Below are 16,836 nucleotides of genomic sequence, written 5' to 3' on the forward strand. Positions count from 1 at the left end.
CCCGGTCGCCGGCTCCGGGCGCTCCTCGCGGCATTGCCGGATTCGGACGAGATTCCCACCAACCCTACCGAGCGGTCAGTTTTTCTATTACCGTCCCAGACGTTACCGGGGCCACACCGTGCACTTGTGCTGTGCCGCCGGTCACGGATGTAGTGGCTCGTTGAAACGGGGGTACCGCAATGTGGCGGTTCGCGAATGCGCGGCGGTCGAAGCCGGGGATCGTGTTGGTCAGTGCGCTGCTGACGGCGGCCATGCTGCCGATGGGCGGGGCGACGGCGGATTTCCAGTCCGAGTTCGCCGAGGACGTGCAGCAGTTCTTCGATGTCGGGCGCACGGCGGTGCCGCGGGCGGAGTGCGGGGCGGACGCGCTGCCGGAAACCGGTCTGCAGGGCGATGTTCCGGCCGCGGATCGCAATAGCGGACGCAGTACGCAGGGATATCGGTGCAATCTGTCCTTCGTCGGCGGGTATGTCGGCAAGGGCGCGGGAATCACCTCCGCCAGCTTCGAGCACTGCTCCTACACCGGGTCGCTGTTCCCGGGCAATCTGCTCGGGCCCGCGCAGGGCGTGCAGGTCCTCGATGTCTCCGATCCGGCGAATCCGGTGCTGACGGCGACGCTGACCGAACCGGCCATGCTGGCGGGGACGTGGGAGTCACTGAAGGTCAATGCCGAGCGAAAACTGCTGGTGGGCACCGGCGTTCCGCTCGGCGAGGGCGCGGGATATCTCTCGGTCTACGACATCTCCGATTGCGCGCATCCACGGCTGCTGAATCCGGGGCCCGGATCGAATCTGCTCATGCCGCTGCCGATCACGACCCATGAGGGCGGGTTCTCGCCGGACGGGCGGACCTATTGGGCCTCCGGTATCGCACCGGGCTTCGTGAGCGCGGTCGATCTCACCGATCCGGCCGATCCGCACGTGATCTGGCAGGGGCTCACCGGGATCGAGGCGCACGGGTTCGGGATCAGCCCGGACGGCAACCGGATGTACCTGTCGGCGCTGGGCGGGTTCACCGTGCTCGATATCAGCGCGGTGCAGCGGCGGGATCCGAATCCGCAAGTGCCGCACCTGGGCCGGGTGTTCTGGACCGACGGCTGGGCGACCCAGCACAGCATTCCGGTCACCTATGACGGGCAGCCGTACCTGTTCACCGCCGACGAGGGCGGCGCGGGCGGAGTGAAGCTCGTCGACGTCTCCGAGGACGGCAATCCGCGGGTGACGGCCAAGATCAAGCTGGAGATCAACCTGGTCGAGAACCAGGACGCGGCGCTCGCCTCGGCCATGGGCGGCTCGATCTTCTCCTACGACGCGCACTACTGCGCCGCGGACCGCCCGGACAATCCCACCGCGCTGGCCTGCGCCTGGCAGGAATCCGGTATCCGCGTCTTCGATGTGCGCGACCCCTCCGCCATTCGCGAGGTCGCCTACTTCAATCCGCCCGCCCGCACCGGCCGCAATCTCGAACTCTGGAATTCCCCGCACGCCCTGGCCTCCATCATCGGCATTCCCGGTATGGAGTTCCCCTCGGTCGCGCGCGCCATCCTGGAGGGCAAATTCGATCCGGCCCAGGCACTTTCGGCGCGCAGCGGCATGATCGCCTTCGGCGACCTGTCCACCGACTGGTGCTTCTCGCCGCCGGAATGGCACGGCGACCAGCTGTGGACCAGCTGCAACGACAACGGTTTCATGGTGCTGCAGCTGTCCGATGAGGTCTACACTCCACCGGCCGACCAACGCTCCGTGGTGGGCTCATGACGGCCGCCCGCTGGACCCGCGCCGCCGCCCTGACCGCAGTCACCCTGCTCGCGGTCGTCGCGGGCTTCCTGCTGCGGCCCCTGCTCGTCCCCGAAAACCAGTCCGCACCACCGGTTCTGAGCCCCACCGAGATCGGGTTCATCCAGGACATGTCGCTGCACCACCAGCAGGCGCTGTTCATGGTGCAACGCCTGGATCCGGCGGCCGATGCGGGCATCCGCCGCCTCGCCACCCAGATCGCCGATACCCAGCGCACCGAAATCGGCACGCTCAGCGGCTGGTTGCGCCTGGCCAACGCCTCCCCCACCAACCCGAATCCCATGTCCTGGATGCACGGCGAAGATCATGCGGCCCACGGCGATTCGGCGACCATGCCCGGCATGGCCACCCTCGCCGAACTCGACGCGCTCTCCGCCGCCCGCGGCGCGGACGCCGAAACCGTGTTCCTCCAGCTCATGCTGCGCCACCACGCGGGCGGCGTCACCATGGCCGAATCCGCCGACGAGCTCATTACCGCGGGCCCGGTCAAGGAGACGGCGCGCGCGATGATCACTTCCCAGTCCCAGGAGGCCGGGCTGATGACCCTGCTGCTCGCCGAACGGGGAGCACAACCGTTGTCGTAGCCTGACATTGGTTCGATCACCCCTGGGAGGAACCATGTCGTGGACCGTGACCGAGGACCCGGCGGCTTTCGATCGCGCCGCGGGCGCGTACCTGGCGGCCGATCCGATCCGCCACACCATTCCGCTCTCGGTCGTCGCCAATCTCGTGGCCGGGCGCGCGAGCTACGACGCCACGCTGTTCGGTTGGTGGACCGATGAAACCGGCACCGTCACCGCCGCATTCATCCACACCCCGCCCTGGCCGCTCGGGCTCTACGGGGTCCGGGAGCCCGCGGCCGCCGAGCTGGTCCGGGTGCTGGCCGAAGGCGACCACGAGGTCGGCGAGGTGAATGCCGAAGCGGCGACCGCGCACCTGTTCACCGACGCGTGGACCGCCGCGCACGGGCGAAACACCAAGGCCGCCACCGGCATGCGCCTGTATCGCCTGGGCGAGCTCATCGCCCCCGAGCCGCCCCCGTCCGGTGCGGCCCGGCGGGCCGGGCTCGCCGACACCGACCTGATCGCCCGGTGGTTCACCGCATTCCAGGCCGAGACCGGCGGCCCGCCCGCCGACCAGCACCGGTCCGCCACGACCCGTATCGAACTCGGCACCGCCGTCCTCTGGGAGGACGGCGGGCCGGCCGCGGTCGCCTGCTGCTGGCTGCCGTTCCACGGCGTCGCCCGCATTGCTCCGGTCTACACCCCGCCCGCCCGGCGCGGACGCGGCTACGGCGGCGCGGCCACCGCGGCCATCGCCCAGCGCGCCCGGCAGCTGGGCGCACGGGAGGTCGTGCTGTTCGCCGACCTGGCCAATCCCACCAGCAATGCGCTCTACCAGCGCTTGGGATTCCGTCCCGTCGCCGACTTCGCCATTCGCGAGATGTGCTGAGCGCCGACCGCCGCAAACCCGCTCGCACCCCCGCCGAGCCGCTGGGTATCGTCAATCTTGTTCGACGTGCCACCGCGGCCGGGAGAGGTTGATCCACGCATGACCGAGGCCCATCACATGACCGAGGCGCAGCAGCTCACCATTCCGGACCATATTCACGGCTATCCGGATATCGCCTTCGGCGGCTATGTGGCCGGACTGCTCGCCGCACACAGTCCGGCCGACACCGTGCGCGTGGATTTCCGTCGCGCCCTGCACGTCGGCAAGCCGGTGCACCTCATCGAATCCGGTGGCGACCGCGTCGCTCTGGCCGCGCCGGATGGCAGCGTCCTGGTGGAGGCGAGTCCGTCGACTCTCGCCATCACCCCGCCCCCGGCTCCGTCCTGGTCGGTGGCGAAAACCGCCACCGAAACCGCCCTCACCTCCCCCAAACGCCAGGTCACCGACTGCTACGGCTGCGGTATCGCCTGCCCGCCCGGCCGCGGCCTGCGCCTGTTCCCGTGGTCCACCCCCGATCACGACCTGATCGCCGCCGCCTGGACTCCGGACCCGAATCTCGCCGATGCCAATGGCGAACTCCCCGCCGAAGTGGTCTGGTCCGCCCTGGATTGCCCCGGTGGTATCGCTGCGTGGGTCCAATCCGATATGGGTCAGGGCGCGTTCACCGCCGCTCTGACCGCTACCCAGCTCCGCCCGGTACTCGCCGGAGCCGAACACATCTCACATGCCTGGGCGATCCACCGCGACGGCCGCAAGCACACCGTCGGCGTGGCACTTTCCACCGCCGACGGTGAGCTCTGCGCGCTCGCAGAGGCGCTCTGGATCGAACCGAAGGGCGCCTGAGCTCCTGGTCGAAAGTTCCCCTCGTCATTCCGGCGCAAGTTCTCCTCGTCATTCCGGCGCGTCTTTGGCCGGAATCCACGCCCACTGCGCGAGATCCCGGCCAAAGGCACGCCGGGATGACGGGCGGGACTTCTGCCCACCGCCCAACAGTCGGGGCCGCGGTGTCAGTGGCGGGTCAAATCACCGCTGACGACGAAATCGCCGGTGGTGTCGGTGCCGGTCATCAAGATCAGCTGCCGGTCGCCCTGGGTGGCGATGGTCCAGAAGCGCAGTGTCACAGTGGAATCGCCTCGGGTGCAGGTTTGGGCGGGCGGGTCGAGCTTGGCGGTGTTGCCGCGGGCCAGCAGGGTCCAGTGGCAGCCGTCGTCGGTGACGGCCGTGAGGCGGTTGGCGTAATTCCCCGTGAGCGTCACGGTCGCACCGGCTTTCGCAGGCGGGGAGCCGTACTGCCACGCGCCCGCGAAGGGTGCGGCGGCGGCCGGATCGAATTCGGGGACGCGGGTGCGGGCCCCGTGGGCAAGGGTGAACTCGTAGTCGCGGTCGGCGTGATGACTGGTGGCGGTGAGGGACTCGGTTTCGCGGTCGCCGTCGACGCGCACGGTCCATTCGCGCATGGTGTAGAAGGCGCCCAGGACCGGGTTGTGGCAGGTCTGGCCGGGCGGATCGAGAGTCAGGGCGTCGCCGGTGACCCGGAACTGCCAGGTGCAGCCGACGTCGGTGCGGCCGGTGACATGCTCGGAATCGGTTGCGGTGAAAACGATATCGCCGATCTGCGGGCCTTCGGCCCCCTCGGCGAGGCTCAGGGCCGCCATATTGATCTTCGTCGCGCTGTCGGGATAGTCGTAGTTCCAGCGGCCCTCGTAGGCGGCGGCCGGACTCGCGGCAGCGGGCGGCGCGAAGGGCGTCGCGGCAATGGTGGTGAGGAGGAGAAGTGGCAGGAGTGTTCGGAACATGGCTGACCGCCATCCTTCGACTAGATAATCTAGAGGCCAGGTTCACTATATAACTAGAAAACCTAGTAATCAGGATGCCGAGAGGTTAGTGGAATGTCAACGGACAAGGGCGCTTTGGTCGATGCCGTGCTGGCCGGGATCGGGCGCACCGTCGAACGCGGTATGCGGATGAACCAGACCGCGGCCGCGCGACTGGGGATCAATGCGACGGATATGCAGTGCTTGCAGCTGCTGCAATACGGCCCGCGCACCTCGAGTGAACTGGCCAAGCTCATCGGCATGACCACCGCGTCCATGACCGCGCTCATCGATCGCCTGGAGAAGGCCGGATTCGTGACGCGGGTGCGCGACGAACACGATCGACGCCGGGTGCTGGTGCACATCGCGCTCGATCGGGCCCGCGGCGATATCGCCCCGATCTTCGGCCCGCTGATCGGCGGCTGGCGACGATCGCTCGACGGCTACACGGTTCAGGAACTCGCCGTCATCAGCGATTTCCTGAACCGCGTCGAGCGGGGATTCGATGCCGAGCTGGGCGACTAGCCGGATTCACTCGGGCCAGGCGGACCCCTCGATCACATCGACGAAGTTGGGCCGCACGTAGCCGGGCGAGAAACGCTCCAGCACATCGGCTTTCACATTGCCGAAGGTGGTGGCGGGGCGATGGGCGATGCCGTCGGTGAAGGCCGCCAGAATGCGGCGCTTGAAATCGGGGCGCGGATGAGCCGCGACGACCGCCTCGCGGGCCGCGGCCGACAGGTCGTCGAATCCGATTCCGAGAACGTCGTATTCGACGCCCGCGGTCACCAGGGCGATCTCCGGGGCCATGCGGGTGGGGATCTCGGGTGTGGTGTGCAGGGCGATGGCGGTCCACACGGTGTCGGCGGCGGTGTCGGCGATGCCGTGGGACAGCAGGAATCGGCGCGCCTCGTCGGCGCCGTCGATCTCGAAGCGCTGATCGGCCGTGCGGTACTTCCCGGTCAGGCCCAGGTCGTGGAACATGGCGCCGACGTAGAGCAGTTCGGGATCGAAGTCCAGGCCGCGGCGGCGACCTTGCAGCGCGCCGAAGAGGAAAACGCGGCGGGAATGGTCGAAGACCAAGGGGGTGGCGGCTTCTCGCACCAGCTCGGTGGCTTCGCGAATCAGGCGGGTGTCGGGGATGTCGATATCGGCGATGCGTGTCATGCACTGAGCATCGCGGTGCCGGCCACCGACCGGCCATGTCCATCTGGACGGGAACCCCACACATCTGGCCATTATTCTCGGAGCGGTGATCCATCGAAGAATCGCCGTTCTGGCCTACGACGGAGTGCGCCTGCTCGATGTGGCCGCACCGCTCGAAGTACTCAGCACCGCAATCGCATTGGGGGCCGATTACGAACTGACCGTCTGCTCGCCCACCGGACGCGCGGTGAACACCTCGGCGGGTGCGACGCTCGGCGCGAGCGCGTCCTTCGCCGAGCTCAGCGAGGTGCACACGGTGATCGTTCCGGGATCCCCCCGCCTTCCCGCCGCGCCCGCGCCGGTCGAACTCGTCGACGCCATCACCGATCTCGCCGGGACCGCGACCCGCATGACCTCGGTCTGCACCGGCGCCTTCGCCCTGGCCGCCACCGGCCTGCTCGACGGCCGCCGCGCCACCACCCACTGGCGCCACACCGGCGCTCTCGCCCGCGCCTACCCGCGAATCACGGTCGAGCCGGATTCCATCTACGTGCGCGACGGTTCGGTGCTGACCTCGGCCGGCGTCAGCGCCGGCATCGACCTCACCCTCGCCATGGTGGAAGCCGATGCGGGCGCGGAGCTCGCCCGCGAGGTGGCCCGTGACCTGGTGGTCTTCCTGCAACGACCGGGCGGACAGTCCCAGTTCTCGGCGGCCTCGCGGATTCCCCGCCCACCGCACGATCCGCTGCGGATGCTGCTCGACCAGATCGTGGCGGACCCGGCGGCCGATCATTCCTTGTCCAGCATGGCTTCCCGCTCCGCCCTGAGTGTCAGGCACCTCACCCGCTTGTTCCGTGAACATCTCGGCACCACGCCCGCCGCCTTCGTGGAGACCGTACGCCTGGAAGCGGCGCAGGCCCTGCTGGAATCGGGCGAAACCGCCACCCAGGCCGCCCGCCGCTCCGGGCTCGGCAGCGACGAATCCCTGCGCCGAGTGTTCCTGCGCCACTTGGGCGTCACCCCCTCGGCCTACCGCGCCCGCTTCCGTACCGCGCTGGCCCGCTGAAGTGCTGCTCGCCTAGCCTGGACTCATGGACTGGGCCGAGTTCGAGCGGGCGGCACCCGATCTCGCCGCACAGGTCGGCGCGGCGTTCGGCAGGTTCGGATTCGGGCTGGCCGGGACCATCCGGCGCGACGGAACGCCGCGGGTCAGCCCCGTCGAGATCCACTTCGTGCGCGGCCGCTTGATGCTGGCCGTGATCGCCGAGACGCGCAAGGCGCGGGATCTGGCCCGCGATCCGCGCATCCTGATCCGGACGCCGGTGACCGATGCCGCGACGCCGGAATCCGAGAGCACGCTGCGCGGCCGGGTGCGCCCGGCGGCCGACCCCGCCCAGCGGGCGGCGACCGCCGCGGCCATCGAGACCCGCAGCGGCTGGCGGCCACAGGAATCGTGGCGGTTCTTCGCCGTGGACCTGGAAGCCGTGAGCCATGTGGAGTGGCACGGCGACGAAATGCGCCTGACCCGCTGGGACACCACGCGCGGTCTGCGCCCGGCCGAGCGGCGCAGGCTGGACATGGCGGTCAGCGGGTATGTGCGCGTGCCGGACTGACCGTTATGGACCAGCCCGGATCGCGGCTCTGCCTCAGGCGGCCCGCAATTCGGCCGCGCCGAAGGACACGTTGAAGCGGTCGCACCAGATGGTGACGCTGGTCAGTTTGGCCAGGTCGACCTCGGCGGGGATGTCGTAGTTCTGACTGCCCTTGTTGCCCTTGAGGTTTCCGAGTCCCAGGTGCTCGCCGTCATCGAAGACGCGCCAGCCGTCGACGCCCGGGATGACCGGAGCGTCGGCGAGCCAGACGTGCAGGTCGGGGCCGTCGCTGGTATCGAGGTTCTCGAGGCGCAGGACGCGGGTGCCGTCGCCGAGCTGGAGGACGGCGACCGTGCCCGAGGTGGCGTGCTCGTGGGAGATGAAGGTGCCGGTGTAGAGCGTGCGGGTTTCCGGTGCCGGGGCCGCGCCCGGCGTCATCGGGGCGCTGATGGTCGGCGCGGCCTCCTCGACCGTGGTGCTGGTGAACAGGCGCCACGGCTCGAACAGGTACAAGCCGACCACCAGGGCGATGACAGCCACACCTGCCACCACCCAGGTGATGCGAGAGCGTGCGATTCTGCCTGCCGAAACCATTGTTCTGCCTCCACGTGTCGTCTCGACCTGTCAGGTCGATTCAACGCGCCCGGGCCGCGGTCCGATAGGCGGAATCGCCGCTCGTCAGGGATTCGTCAGAGATTGCCGACGGTGTGTTCCAGACGCTGCGCCACCAGTTCCCGCGCCTGCTCGCGCAGGGCCGGGCGATAGCCGCTGGGGTAGACCGGATCGCCGGGCGCGTAGGTCTTGAGGACCTCCTTGGCGAGGGTGATCTTGTGGACCTCGGTGGGCCCGTCCGCGATGGCCATGACCTGCGCGTAGTTCATCATGTCCACGAACGGCAGGTCGGTGCTCACGCCGAGCGCGCCGTGCAGGTGCATGGCCCGCTGGGCGATGTCGTGCATGACCTTGGGCATGGCGACCTTGATGGCGGCGATGTCGTGGCGGACCTTGCGATAGTCCTGTTCCTTGTCGATGCGCCAGGCGGTGCGCAGCACCAGCAGCCGGAACTGCTCCATTTCGATCCAGGCTTCCGCGATCTTCTCCTGGGTCATCTGGAAGCCGCCGAGCACGCCCTTGCGCATGGGCCGCGACACCGCGCGCTCGCACATCATGTCGAACGCCTTGCGCACCATGGCGACCGTGCGCATGGCGTGGTGCACGCGGCCGCCGCCGAGGCGGGTCTGGGCCACGATGAAGCCGAGACCCTCCGCACCGAGCAGGGCGTCGGCGGGGACGCGGACGTCGGTGAAGCGGAGGTGGCCTTCGTTCTCGCTGAAGCCGGGGACGGTGAAGTTCTGCACGATCTCCAGTCCGGGGGTGTCGGCGGGGACGATGAACATGGACAGCCGCTGGTGCGGGTCGGCGTCGGGATCGGTGACGACCATGACGATGTGGAAGCTGGCGAATTCGGCGGCCGAGTTGAACCACTTCTCGCCGTTGATGATCCAGTCGTCGCCGTCGCGCACGGCGCGGGTCTTGAACGCCGTCGGATCCGAGCCGCCGGTGGGCTCGGTCATGACATAGCAGGAGCCGATCTCACCATCGAGCAAGGGCTGCAAATACTTCGCCTTCTGCTCCGGCGTGCCGAAGTGGGCGAGGATCTCGGCATTGCCGGAATCCGGGGCCTGACAACCGAAGACGAGCGGAGCCCACTTCGACGTACCGATGACTTCGTTGAGCAGCGCCAGCTTCAGCTGACCGTAGCCGGGACCACCGAGTTCCGGTCCGAGGTGGCAGGCCCACAGACCCTGCTCTTTCACCTTCTCCTGCAACGGTTTCATGAGCGACCGGACCTCGAGGTTCTTCCGGTCGTAGGGCTCCGGGTAGAGCAGATCGAGGGGTTCGACCTCGGTCTTCACGAACTCCGCGACCCAGTCCAGTTTCTTCTGGTACTCCGGATCGGTTTCGAAATCCCAAGCCATGGTCAGCCTTTCACTTGTTCCGGGGTCGTGGCGACGCCGTCGAGAATGGTGGTGGTGAGCAGGTCGGCGATCTGTTCGGGGGTGCGGTCGCCGTCGGGGCGGTACCAGCGGTTGACCATGTTCAGCATGGCCACCACGCTGTTGGTGATGACGTGATCGCTGCTGCGCAGCTGCCCGGCCGCATGGCCCGCGGCGAAAACCCGGTCCCAGCAGTCCTGGATGCCCTCGCGCAGTTCCTGGAGGTCGGCCTCCCGTTCGGGAGTCAGCGCCCCGGCGTCGCGCAGTGCGATGGTCACCTCGTGCCGATGCTGGATGATCAGCACGACGTGGTCGCGGATCAACCTGCGCAGCTTGACGATCGGTTCGTCCGCGCTCTCGGAGACGGCCGTGGCGGCCTCCAGCATGACCTGGGTGTAGTTGCGCCGGATCTGGAAGAGCAGTTCCTCCTTGGATCCGATGTGGTAGTACAGCGCGCCGCGCTGGATCCCGGCCCGGTCGCCGATCTCGGCCACGCTGGTGGCGTGGAATCCCTTCTCCGCGAACAACTCCATGGCCGCGCGCACGATCCGCTCGCGGGTCTGCCCCGGATTCACCTCCGAGGCGGGTGGCCGTCCGCGCCGCCGTGCCGGGCTCGCGGCGGTCATTGGAATCCGCCGTCGATCGCCAGCGTCGATCCGGTGCAGAACGCCGAGGCCTCCGAGGCCAGGAACAGTGCGGCCCCGACGATATCGCCCGGATCCCCGATCCGGCCGAGCACCGTGTGCCCGGCCATGAACTCCCGCACCTGCGGCGGCCACGACTTGGCGATATCGGTATCGAACGGCCCGCAGCGAATGGTGTTGACCCGCACGGCCGGTCCATAGGTGCGCGCCAGGCCGACGGTCAGCGACTCCACCGCCGCCTTGGCCGCCGCGTACGGCACCGCCATGGGTTCGGGCTGGACCGCCTCCACCGAGGAGATATTGATGATCGAGCCGCCGCCGGCCGCCGCCATCCGCGCCCCGATGAGCGCGGACAGCCGGAATGTTCCTTTGAGGTTGGTGGCGATCACCTTGTCGAACATGGCCTCCGACACCTGGTCCAGGCTCGGATACAGCAGGGACATCCCCGCATTGTTGACCAGCACGTCGACCCGCCCGAACTCCTCGTAGGCGGCCTCGACCAGCGCACCGCACTGCGCCCAGTCCCCGACATTGCACTGCGCCGCCAGCGCCCGCTGCCCGGTCTGGTCCCGCACCTCGGCGGCCAAGGCCGCACACGCCTCGATCTTGCGGCTGGCGATGACCACGTCGGCGCCGGCAGCGGCGAAGGCCAGCACCATTTCCCGCCCCAGCCCGCGACTGCCGCCGGTGACCACAACAACCTTGCCGGACAACGTTTTTCCCATTAACGGCACCTTTGCGCGTCTGATCGAGGAAATGTTCCGCTCAGTACATTAAATGTACCGGGCGATACAATCAAGACCTCGCGAGCGCCCGGGAACCACCCCCGAACAGCGGTGCCGCGCACGACCCGTATTGACCCGCGAGTAACATGACGGGCGTACTTTTTTCCACCCGGCTATCTCGAAACGAGGCAGTAGATGACAGAGCGGATTCAGGTCGGCGGGCTCCAGGTCGCGCGCGTTCTGCACGAGTTCGTGGAGAACGAGGCTCTTCCCGGTACCGGCGTAGACTCCGCCGCGTTCTGGTCGGGTGCCGAGGCCGTCATCAACGACCTCGCTCCCCGCAACCGTGCTCTGCTGGCAGAACGCGACGACATCCAAGCCAAGATCGACGAGTGGCACCGCGCCAACCCCGGCACGGGCTACGACAAGGCTGCCTACAAGCAGTTCCTCACCGAGATCGGCTACCTGCGTCCCGAACCGGCCGATTTCCAGATCGGTACCGAGAACGTGGACGCCGAAATCGCCACCCAGGCCGGACCGCAGCTGGTCGTGCCGGTCATGAACGCCCGCTTCGCCATCAATGCGGCGAACGCGCGCTGGGGTTCGCTGTACGACGCGCTGTACGGCACCGACGCCATCTCCGAGGAGAACGGCGCCGAGAAGGGCTCCGGCTACAACAAGGTTCGCGGTGACAAGGTCATCGAGTGGGCCCGCAACTTCCTCGACGACGCCGTGCCGCTGATCACCGGCTCGCACATCGGCTCGACCAAGTACGCCATCGAGGACGGCGAGCTCGTGGTCGGCCTCGAGGACGGCACCGATATCGGCCTCGCCGATTCCGATGCGCTCGTCGGCTACCTGGGTGATCCGGCCAACCCGACCTCGGTGCTGCTGAAGCACAACGGGCTGCACATCGAGATCCAGATCGATCCGTCCTCCCCGATCGGTGCCACCGACACCGCCGGCGTCAAGGACGTCGTGCTGGAGTCCGCGGTCACCACCATCATGGACTTCGAGGATTCGGTCGCCGCGGTGGACGCCGAGGACAAGGTTCTCTGCTACCACAACTGGCTGGGCCTGATGAAGGGCGAACTGGCCGAAGAGGTTTCCAAGGGCGGCAAGACCTTCACCCGCACCATGAATCCGGACCGCGTGTACACCGCGCTCGACGGCAGTGAGCTCGTGCTGCACGGTCGTTCGCTGCTGTTCGTGCGAAACGTGGGTCACCTCATGACTTCCGACGCCATCCTGGACAAGGACGGCAATGAGGTGCCCGAGGGCATCATGGACGGCCTGATCACGGTGCTGGCCGCCAAGCACGCCCTGGTCGGCGACACCACGCTGAAGAACACCCGCACCGGCTCCATCTACATCGTGAAGCCGAAGATGCACGGTCCGGACGAGGTCGCCTTCACCAATGAGCTGTTCGGCCGCATCGAGGGCGTGGTGGGCCTGCCCGCCAATACCCTCAAGGTCGGCATCATGGACGAGGAGCGCCGCACCACGGTCAACCTGAAGGCGTCCATCCACGCCGCCAAGGACCGCGTGGTCTTCATCAACACCGGCTTCCTGGACCGCACCGGCGACGAGATCCACACCTCCATGGAGGCCGGGCCCATGGTCCGCAAGGCCGAGATGAAGGCCCAGCAGTGGATCAAGTCCTACGAGGACTGGAATGTCGACACCGGCATCGCCACCGGCCTGCCCGGCAAGGCGCAGATCGGCAAGGGCATGTGGGCCATGCCCGACCTGATGGCCGAGATGCTGGTTCAGAAGATCGGCCACCCCAAGTCCGGCGCCAACACCGCCTGGGTCCCCTCGCCCACCGCCGCCACCCTGCACGCCACCCACTACCACCTGGTGGATGTGTTCAAGCGGCAGGCCGAGATCGCCAAGGGCGGCGCCCGCGCCACCGTCGACGAGATCCTCGAGATCCCGCTCGCCCCCAAGACCGACTGGTCCGCGGAGGAGATCCAGCAGGAGCTGGACAACAACTCCCAGGGCATCCTCGGCTACGTGGTCCGCTGGATCGACCAGGGCGTCGGCTGCTCCAAGGTCCCCGACATCAAAGACATCGGCCTCATGGAGGACCGCGCCACCCTGCGCATCTCCTCCCAGCTGATGGCCAACTGGCTGCGCCACGGCATCGTCTCCGAAGCCGACGTCATCGCCTCCCTGGAGCGCATGGCCCCCGTCGTCGACCGCCAGAACGCCGCCGACCCGAGCTACCGCGCGATGTCCCCCGACTTCGCGGGCTCCATCGCCTTCCAGGCCGCCAAGGAACTCGTCCTCGAGGGCACGAAGCAGCCCAACGGCTACACCGAGCCCATCCTGCACCGCCGCCGCCGCGAGGCGAAGGAGTACAACGCCAAGTTCGGCGCGTAATCCGCGCGGCCGCCTCGGCCGAGCAACTCGGGAATCCCCCGGCCGACCGTCGTCGGCCGGGGGATTCTCATTTGCGCCAACGCGTTCCGCACCCTCGCGATCGCGGTTACGCTGCGCTGCGATATCCGCCCGAATGTGAGGTAAGTCGATGGGTTCTACCGTCCTCGATGTCGTCAATCTGGTCCTGGCTCGCGTCAATGCGGCGTGGTCGTGGGCGTCCAGTGGGTCCTCGGGGCCGATGCCACTCTGAGACCTGTAATCCGGGTCTCTCCCGGAACAAAGTCGCCAGCCCCCTCGTTGTGTGTGTACGGCGAGGGGGCTTGCTGCTGTTAACGGCCGGTCCCGGCGGGGCGAAAAAGTCAGCGACAACGGCTGGGCCGTTGTGTCACCATCAGTTTCGAGAATGATCAACCGGCCTGCAGGGCCACTAGCGGCAGAGAGGAGGAGACGGCATGAATCCGGTGTTTCCAGAGCAGCATTCGGTGTTGATGGGATCGCAGGCCCGACTTACGGGCGATATGAAGCGCGATGAGCGCGGCGGCCGGCGTACCAGCCGTCTCCCGGCGCTCGTCTAGCGCAATCCGACTCTCCTTTCTGTTCGATTCTCTTTCACGAAACATGGTGACCTCCATGCTGTTCCGTCATGCCGACCCGGAAATAACCATCGACAACTGGATACACAGCGGCGTGCTCGTGCTCAATGCCTCGTTCGAGGCGCTGCACGAGATCCACGCCGAACGCGCTGTGGTGCTGCTGCTGAGCGGCGCGGCCGAGACCGTGGTCGATCGCGAGCCGTACTTCCCGATTCGCTCGAAGCATGTGGAGATCGCGCTGCCGGAGACCATCCGGCTGACGCGGTACGTGTATCTCGAGCACCGGGTGCTGGTGCACGACGAGAGCCGCGCCACCCTCCCGGCCGTGCTGCGGCGTGACCGGTACCGGTGCGGGTACTGCGCCGGGTGGGCGCGCACGGTTGACCACATTCGGCCGCGGTCGCGGGGTGGGCCGAATACCTGGGCCAACCTGATCGCCGCGTGCGGGCCGTGCAATACCTACAAGGCCGACCGGACTCCGGAGGAGGCCGGGATGCGGCTGCTGTGGGAGCCCAAGGCCCCCAATGACATGGAGAGAAGGCAGCGCCAGATCTGGAAGGACCTGGCCGCCAGCTAAGTGGAAACAAGGTGATCGGACGTGAAAGGAGCGAGATCCGATGACTACAACTGAAGTTCGGGAGCTGAACCTGGCGGATCTGCTCCCCATCTCCGATTCGAAGGACTACTGGGCGCACGCCGCGTGCCAGGGTGACCCCAACCATGAGGCGTGGTTCCCGTACCCGTCGCAGGACTTCGACTACGCGCGAAGCATCTGCGCCGGCTGCCCCATCCGCCGCGAGTGCGGTGAGTTCGCGTCGCGCACCGGCCAGTCCGGTGTGTGGGGCGGGCACGAGTACGACCGCGGCAAGATGATCCGCGACTGAGCGGAACACCGATCGGCGGCCATTCCATCCGGGGTGGCCGCCGATTTCATGCCGGTCGGATTGCGCGTAACCGCCCGGGTCAGGCAGCTAATTTCGCGTGAACATACACTGAAGATCGTGGGTACTCATCGCGCCGCGAGCAGGTCACGAGGTGTCAGCAAGGGACCAATCGTCGCAGTGGTAGCGGTGATCGTGCTAGCTCTGGCCGTCGTCGGCTGGGCCTGGTTGCAGGAACGCTCCAAGGATCGCGACAGCGCGGCCGCCGCGGCGTGCGTGGAGGGCACGGTGACGTTGAATGTCACGGTCGATCCCACCATCGCCGAACCGGTCAAGGCCGCGGCCGAGCGCTTCAATGCGACCAAGCCGCATGTGCGCGACCATTGCGCGCTGGTTGCGGTGCACCCGCAGTCCTCGGCCGCCATGGTGACGGCCTTCGCCGGAGCCGTGGCGAACGCGCCGTGGGATCCGGCGCTGGGCCCGCAGCCCGGTCTGTGGATTCCCGAGTCCATGCGCTCGGTGGAGCTCATGCGCGTGCCGGGGCTCATCGCGGGCACGCCGCAGCCCATCGCCGTCAGCCCGATCGCGCTCGCCGTGCCCGACGAATTGCGCAGGGCCATGGAGACCGCCCAGACGAAGTGGGCGGATCTGCCACGGCTGCAACAAGGTTCGCTGGCCGACCTCGGCCTCCCCGCGTGGGGCCCGCTGCGCCTGGCCATGCCGGCCGGGGACGCGTCCCTGGCCGTGGCCACGGCGGTCGGCTCGGGCGTCTCCGGCACCGATCCCCTCGATGAGACCGCGGCCCGCTCGGGCCAGGTCATCTCGGCCGTCTCCCAGCTCGCGGCGACCGCCCCCGCGGCCAAGGATCCGGCGACCGCGCTCACCGAGCTGGCGGCAGCCCTCGATCCGGCCGCGCCGCTGCACGCCGTCGCGGCCACCGAACAGCAGATCCGCACGAATCCGGGCCTGACCGCCTACCGCCCCGTCGGCAACGGGCCGGTGGACGACTACCCGGCGGCGGAGATCGTCGGCAACTGGGTGAACCAGACCCAGAACCTGGTCGCCGGACTCTTCATCGACTACCTGCGCGCTCCGGAGCAGTCGAAGCTGTTCACCGACAACGGTTTCGGCGCCGCTCCCCCGGCCACCTCGGCCGTCCCCGCCAAGGCCGTGCTGACCCAGGTGCAGCAGGTCCTGGCCAATCCGGTGCTCGGCGTGCACGCCACCGTGCTGCTCGACACCTCGTCGTCCATGTCGACGGCGGAGGGCTCCATGACCCGCCTGGCGAATTCCCTTGCCGCACTGCAGTCCACGATGACCGTCATGCCGCCGGAGTTCGGGCTGGGCGTGTGGACCTACGCCAAGACCACCGACGGCTCCAACCCGTATCGCATCGCCGCCCCGACCGCGGCGCTCACCGATCAGCAGCGCACCGCCGTCACCCAGGCCCTCGGCGCCGTGTCCGCGTCCACCATCGCCCCGGATCGGACATATCCGACGCTGGAAGCCGCCTACCGATCCGCCCTGGAGAACTACACGACCGGGCGCACCAATTCGATCCTGCTGATCACCGACGGCCCCCAGGACGACTCGACCATCACCGGCGAACAGCTGCTCACCGATATCGCCGCTCTCGCCAATCCGGCCAAACCGATCCGTATCGATGTCATCGTGATCGGCGGCAACGGCACCCAAACCCTGCAAACCCTCACCCAGCGAACAGGCGGCAGCTACACCAAGGTCACCTCCTCCAATGACCTCGCGTACGGAACAGCGGTGTCCAAGGCCCTCACCACCCCCTGACCCACACC

Annotated in this window: 17 protein-coding genes; 11 read left to right on the forward strand and 6 right to left on the reverse strand. The window is 67.9% G+C overall.

Annotated elements, in window-relative coordinates:
- Positions 1-251: 251 nt before the first annotated feature.
- The 4 genes from ACFVIV_RS09430 (at position 252) to ACFVIV_RS09445 (ending at position 4,091) form a co-directional block, all read left to right on the forward strand.
- Positions 252-1,757 carry an LVIVD repeat-containing protein gene (locus ACFVIV_RS09430; RefSeq protein WP_379194930.1) on the forward strand — a complete coding sequence of 502 codons (1,506 nt, stop codon included), beginning with the start codon at positions 252-254 and terminating at the stop codon, positions 1,755-1,757.
- On the forward strand, positions 1,754-2,380 hold the full coding sequence (locus ACFVIV_RS09435) for a DUF305 domain-containing protein (protein ID WP_379194335.1): 627 nt from the start codon (positions 1,754-1,756) through the stop codon (positions 2,378-2,380). The genes ACFVIV_RS09430 and ACFVIV_RS09435 overlap by 4 nt, the downstream gene beginning before the upstream one ends.
- Positions 2,381-2,414: 34 nt before the next feature.
- Positions 2,415-3,248: a GNAT family N-acetyltransferase gene (locus tag ACFVIV_RS09440; RefSeq protein ID WP_379194336.1), complete on the forward strand. Its 834-nt coding sequence runs from the start codon at positions 2,415-2,417 to the stop codon at positions 3,246-3,248.
- A gap of 99 nt (positions 3,249-3,347) precedes the next feature.
- The gene (locus ACFVIV_RS09445) at positions 3,348-4,091 is read left to right on the forward strand and encodes a PaaI family thioesterase (protein ID WP_379194337.1); all 744 of its coding nucleotides are present in this window, start codon (positions 3,348-3,350) and stop codon (positions 4,089-4,091) included.
- 164 nt (positions 4,092-4,255) lie between these two features.
- Here the strand turns inward: ACFVIV_RS09445 and ACFVIV_RS09450 are convergent, their stop codons facing one another.
- A complete protein-coding gene (locus ACFVIV_RS09450) occupies positions 4,256-5,044 on the reverse strand; it encodes a hypothetical protein (protein WP_379194338.1) in 789 nt (262 codons plus the stop codon).
- 93 nt (positions 5,045-5,137) lie between these two features.
- On the opposite strand from ACFVIV_RS09450, the gene ACFVIV_RS09455 reads away from it, so the two are divergent.
- Positions 5,138-5,587 (forward strand): MarR family winged helix-turn-helix transcriptional regulator, encoded by a 450-nt coding sequence (locus ACFVIV_RS09455; RefSeq protein WP_379194339.1) that lies wholly within the window; start codon positions 5,138-5,140, stop codon positions 5,585-5,587.
- Positions 5,588-5,593: 6 nt separating this feature from the next.
- Here ACFVIV_RS09455 and ACFVIV_RS09460 read toward each other — a convergent pair whose 3' ends face one another.
- On the reverse strand, positions 5,594-6,229 hold the full coding sequence (locus tag ACFVIV_RS09460) for an HD domain-containing protein (protein ID WP_379194340.1): 636 nt from the start codon (positions 6,227-6,229) through the stop codon (positions 5,594-5,596).
- Positions 6,230-6,317: 88 nt separating this feature from the next.
- On the opposite strand from ACFVIV_RS09460, the gene ACFVIV_RS09465 reads away from it, so the two are divergent.
- Positions 6,318-7,274 (forward strand): GlxA family transcriptional regulator, encoded by a 957-nt coding sequence (locus tag ACFVIV_RS09465; RefSeq protein WP_379194932.1) that lies wholly within the window; start codon positions 6,318-6,320, stop codon positions 7,272-7,274.
- A 25-nt stretch (positions 7,275-7,299) separates the two neighbouring features.
- A complete protein-coding gene (locus ACFVIV_RS09470) occupies positions 7,300-7,821 on the forward strand; it encodes a pyridoxamine 5'-phosphate oxidase family protein (RefSeq protein WP_379194341.1) in 522 nt (173 codons plus the stop codon).
- A 33-nt stretch (positions 7,822-7,854) separates the two neighbouring features.
- On the opposite strand, the gene ACFVIV_RS09475 is transcribed toward ACFVIV_RS09470, so the two are convergent.
- The 4 genes from ACFVIV_RS09475 to ACFVIV_RS09490 form a co-directional block, all read right to left on the reverse strand.
- Positions 7,855-8,340, reverse strand: coding sequence for a DM13 domain-containing protein (locus ACFVIV_RS09475; RefSeq protein ID WP_379194342.1), 486 nt, complete (start codon positions 8,338-8,340; stop codon positions 7,855-7,857).
- A 149-nt stretch (positions 8,341-8,489) separates the two neighbouring features.
- Complete coding sequence (locus ACFVIV_RS09480; protein ID WP_379194343.1) at positions 8,490-9,779, reverse strand: acyl-CoA dehydrogenase family protein; 1,290 nt, start codon at positions 9,777-9,779, stop codon at positions 8,490-8,492.
- 2 nt (positions 9,780-9,781) lie between these two features.
- Positions 9,782-10,423, reverse strand: coding sequence for a TetR/AcrR family transcriptional regulator (locus tag ACFVIV_RS09485; protein ID WP_379194344.1), 642 nt, complete (start codon positions 10,421-10,423; stop codon positions 9,782-9,784).
- Positions 10,420-11,166: an SDR family NAD(P)-dependent oxidoreductase gene (locus tag ACFVIV_RS09490; protein WP_379194345.1), complete on the reverse strand. Its 747-nt coding sequence runs from the start codon at positions 11,164-11,166 to the stop codon at positions 10,420-10,422. The genes ACFVIV_RS09485 and ACFVIV_RS09490 overlap by 4 nt, the downstream gene beginning before the upstream one ends.
- A 195-nt stretch (positions 11,167-11,361) precedes the next feature.
- On the opposite strand from ACFVIV_RS09490, the gene ACFVIV_RS09495 reads away from it, so the two are divergent.
- The 4 genes from ACFVIV_RS09495 (at position 11,362) to ACFVIV_RS09510 (ending at position 16,828) form a co-directional block, all read left to right on the forward strand.
- Complete coding sequence (locus tag ACFVIV_RS09495; RefSeq protein WP_379194347.1) at positions 11,362-13,551, forward strand: malate synthase G; 2,190 nt, start codon at positions 11,362-11,364, stop codon at positions 13,549-13,551.
- A 630-nt stretch (positions 13,552-14,181) separates the two neighbouring features.
- Complete coding sequence (locus ACFVIV_RS09500; RefSeq protein ID WP_379194349.1) at positions 14,182-14,721, forward strand: HNH endonuclease; 540 nt, start codon at positions 14,182-14,184, stop codon at positions 14,719-14,721.
- A gap of 40 nt (positions 14,722-14,761) precedes the next feature.
- The gene (locus ACFVIV_RS09505; RefSeq protein ID WP_379194351.1) at positions 14,762-15,028 is read left to right on the forward strand and encodes a WhiB family transcriptional regulator; all 267 of its coding nucleotides are present in this window, start codon (positions 14,762-14,764) and stop codon (positions 15,026-15,028) included.
- 186 nt (positions 15,029-15,214) lie between these two features.
- Positions 15,215-16,828, forward strand: a complete 1,614-nt coding sequence (locus ACFVIV_RS09510; RefSeq protein WP_379194353.1) for a VWA domain-containing protein — start codon at positions 15,215-15,217, stop codon at positions 16,826-16,828.
- The last annotated feature ends 8 nt before the right edge of the window (positions 16,829-16,836 follow it).

The sequence above is a fragment of the Nocardia sp. NPDC127526 genome (genome assembly GCF_042672265.1).
Classification (GTDB): domain Bacteria; phylum Actinomycetota; class Actinomycetes; order Mycobacteriales; family Mycobacteriaceae; genus Nocardia.

Excerpts from the sequence above, each read along its gene's own strand:
- ACFVIV_RS09495 (WP_379194347.1), top strand. The coding sequence starts at position 11,362 with ATGACAGAGCGGATTCAGGTCGGCGGGCTCCAGGTCGCGCGCGTTCTG.
- ACFVIV_RS09460 (WP_379194340.1), bottom strand. The coding sequence starts at position 6,229 with ATGACACGCATCGCCGATATCGACATCCCCGACACCCGCCTGATTCGC.
- ACFVIV_RS09435 (WP_379194335.1), top strand. The coding sequence starts at position 1,754 with ATGACGGCCGCCCGCTGGACCCGCGCCGCCGCCCTGACCGCAGTCACC.
- ACFVIV_RS09470 (WP_379194341.1), top strand. The coding sequence starts at position 7,300 with ATGGACTGGGCCGAGTTCGAGCGGGCGGCACCCGATCTCGCCGCACAG.
- ACFVIV_RS09500 (WP_379194349.1), top strand. The coding sequence starts at position 14,182 with ATGCTGTTCCGTCATGCCGACCCGGAAATAACCATCGACAACTGGATA.
- ACFVIV_RS09430 (WP_379194930.1), top strand. The coding sequence starts at position 252 with ATGCTGCCGATGGGCGGGGCGACGGCGGATTTCCAGTCCGAGTTCGCC.
- ACFVIV_RS09445 (WP_379194337.1), top strand. The coding sequence starts at position 3,348 with ATGACCGAGGCCCATCACATGACCGAGGCGCAGCAGCTCACCATTCCG.
- ACFVIV_RS09455 (WP_379194339.1), top strand. The coding sequence starts at position 5,138 with ATGTCAACGGACAAGGGCGCTTTGGTCGATGCCGTGCTGGCCGGGATC.
- ACFVIV_RS09485 (WP_379194344.1), bottom strand. The coding sequence starts at position 10,423 with ATGACCGCCGCGAGCCCGGCACGGCGGCGCGGACGGCCACCCGCCTCG.
- ACFVIV_RS09505 (WP_379194351.1), top strand. The coding sequence starts at position 14,762 with ATGACTACAACTGAAGTTCGGGAGCTGAACCTGGCGGATCTGCTCCCC.
- ACFVIV_RS09450 (WP_379194338.1), bottom strand. The coding sequence starts at position 5,044 with ATGTTCCGAACACTCCTGCCACTTCTCCTCCTCACCACCATTGCCGCG.
- ACFVIV_RS09440 (WP_379194336.1), top strand. The coding sequence starts at position 2,415 with ATGTCGTGGACCGTGACCGAGGACCCGGCGGCTTTCGATCGCGCCGCG.
- ACFVIV_RS09480 (WP_379194343.1), bottom strand. The coding sequence starts at position 9,779 with ATGGCTTGGGATTTCGAAACCGATCCGGAGTACCAGAAGAAACTGGAC.
- ACFVIV_RS09490 (WP_379194345.1), bottom strand. The coding sequence starts at position 11,166 with ATGGGAAAAACGTTGTCCGGCAAGGTTGTTGTGGTCACCGGCGGCAGT.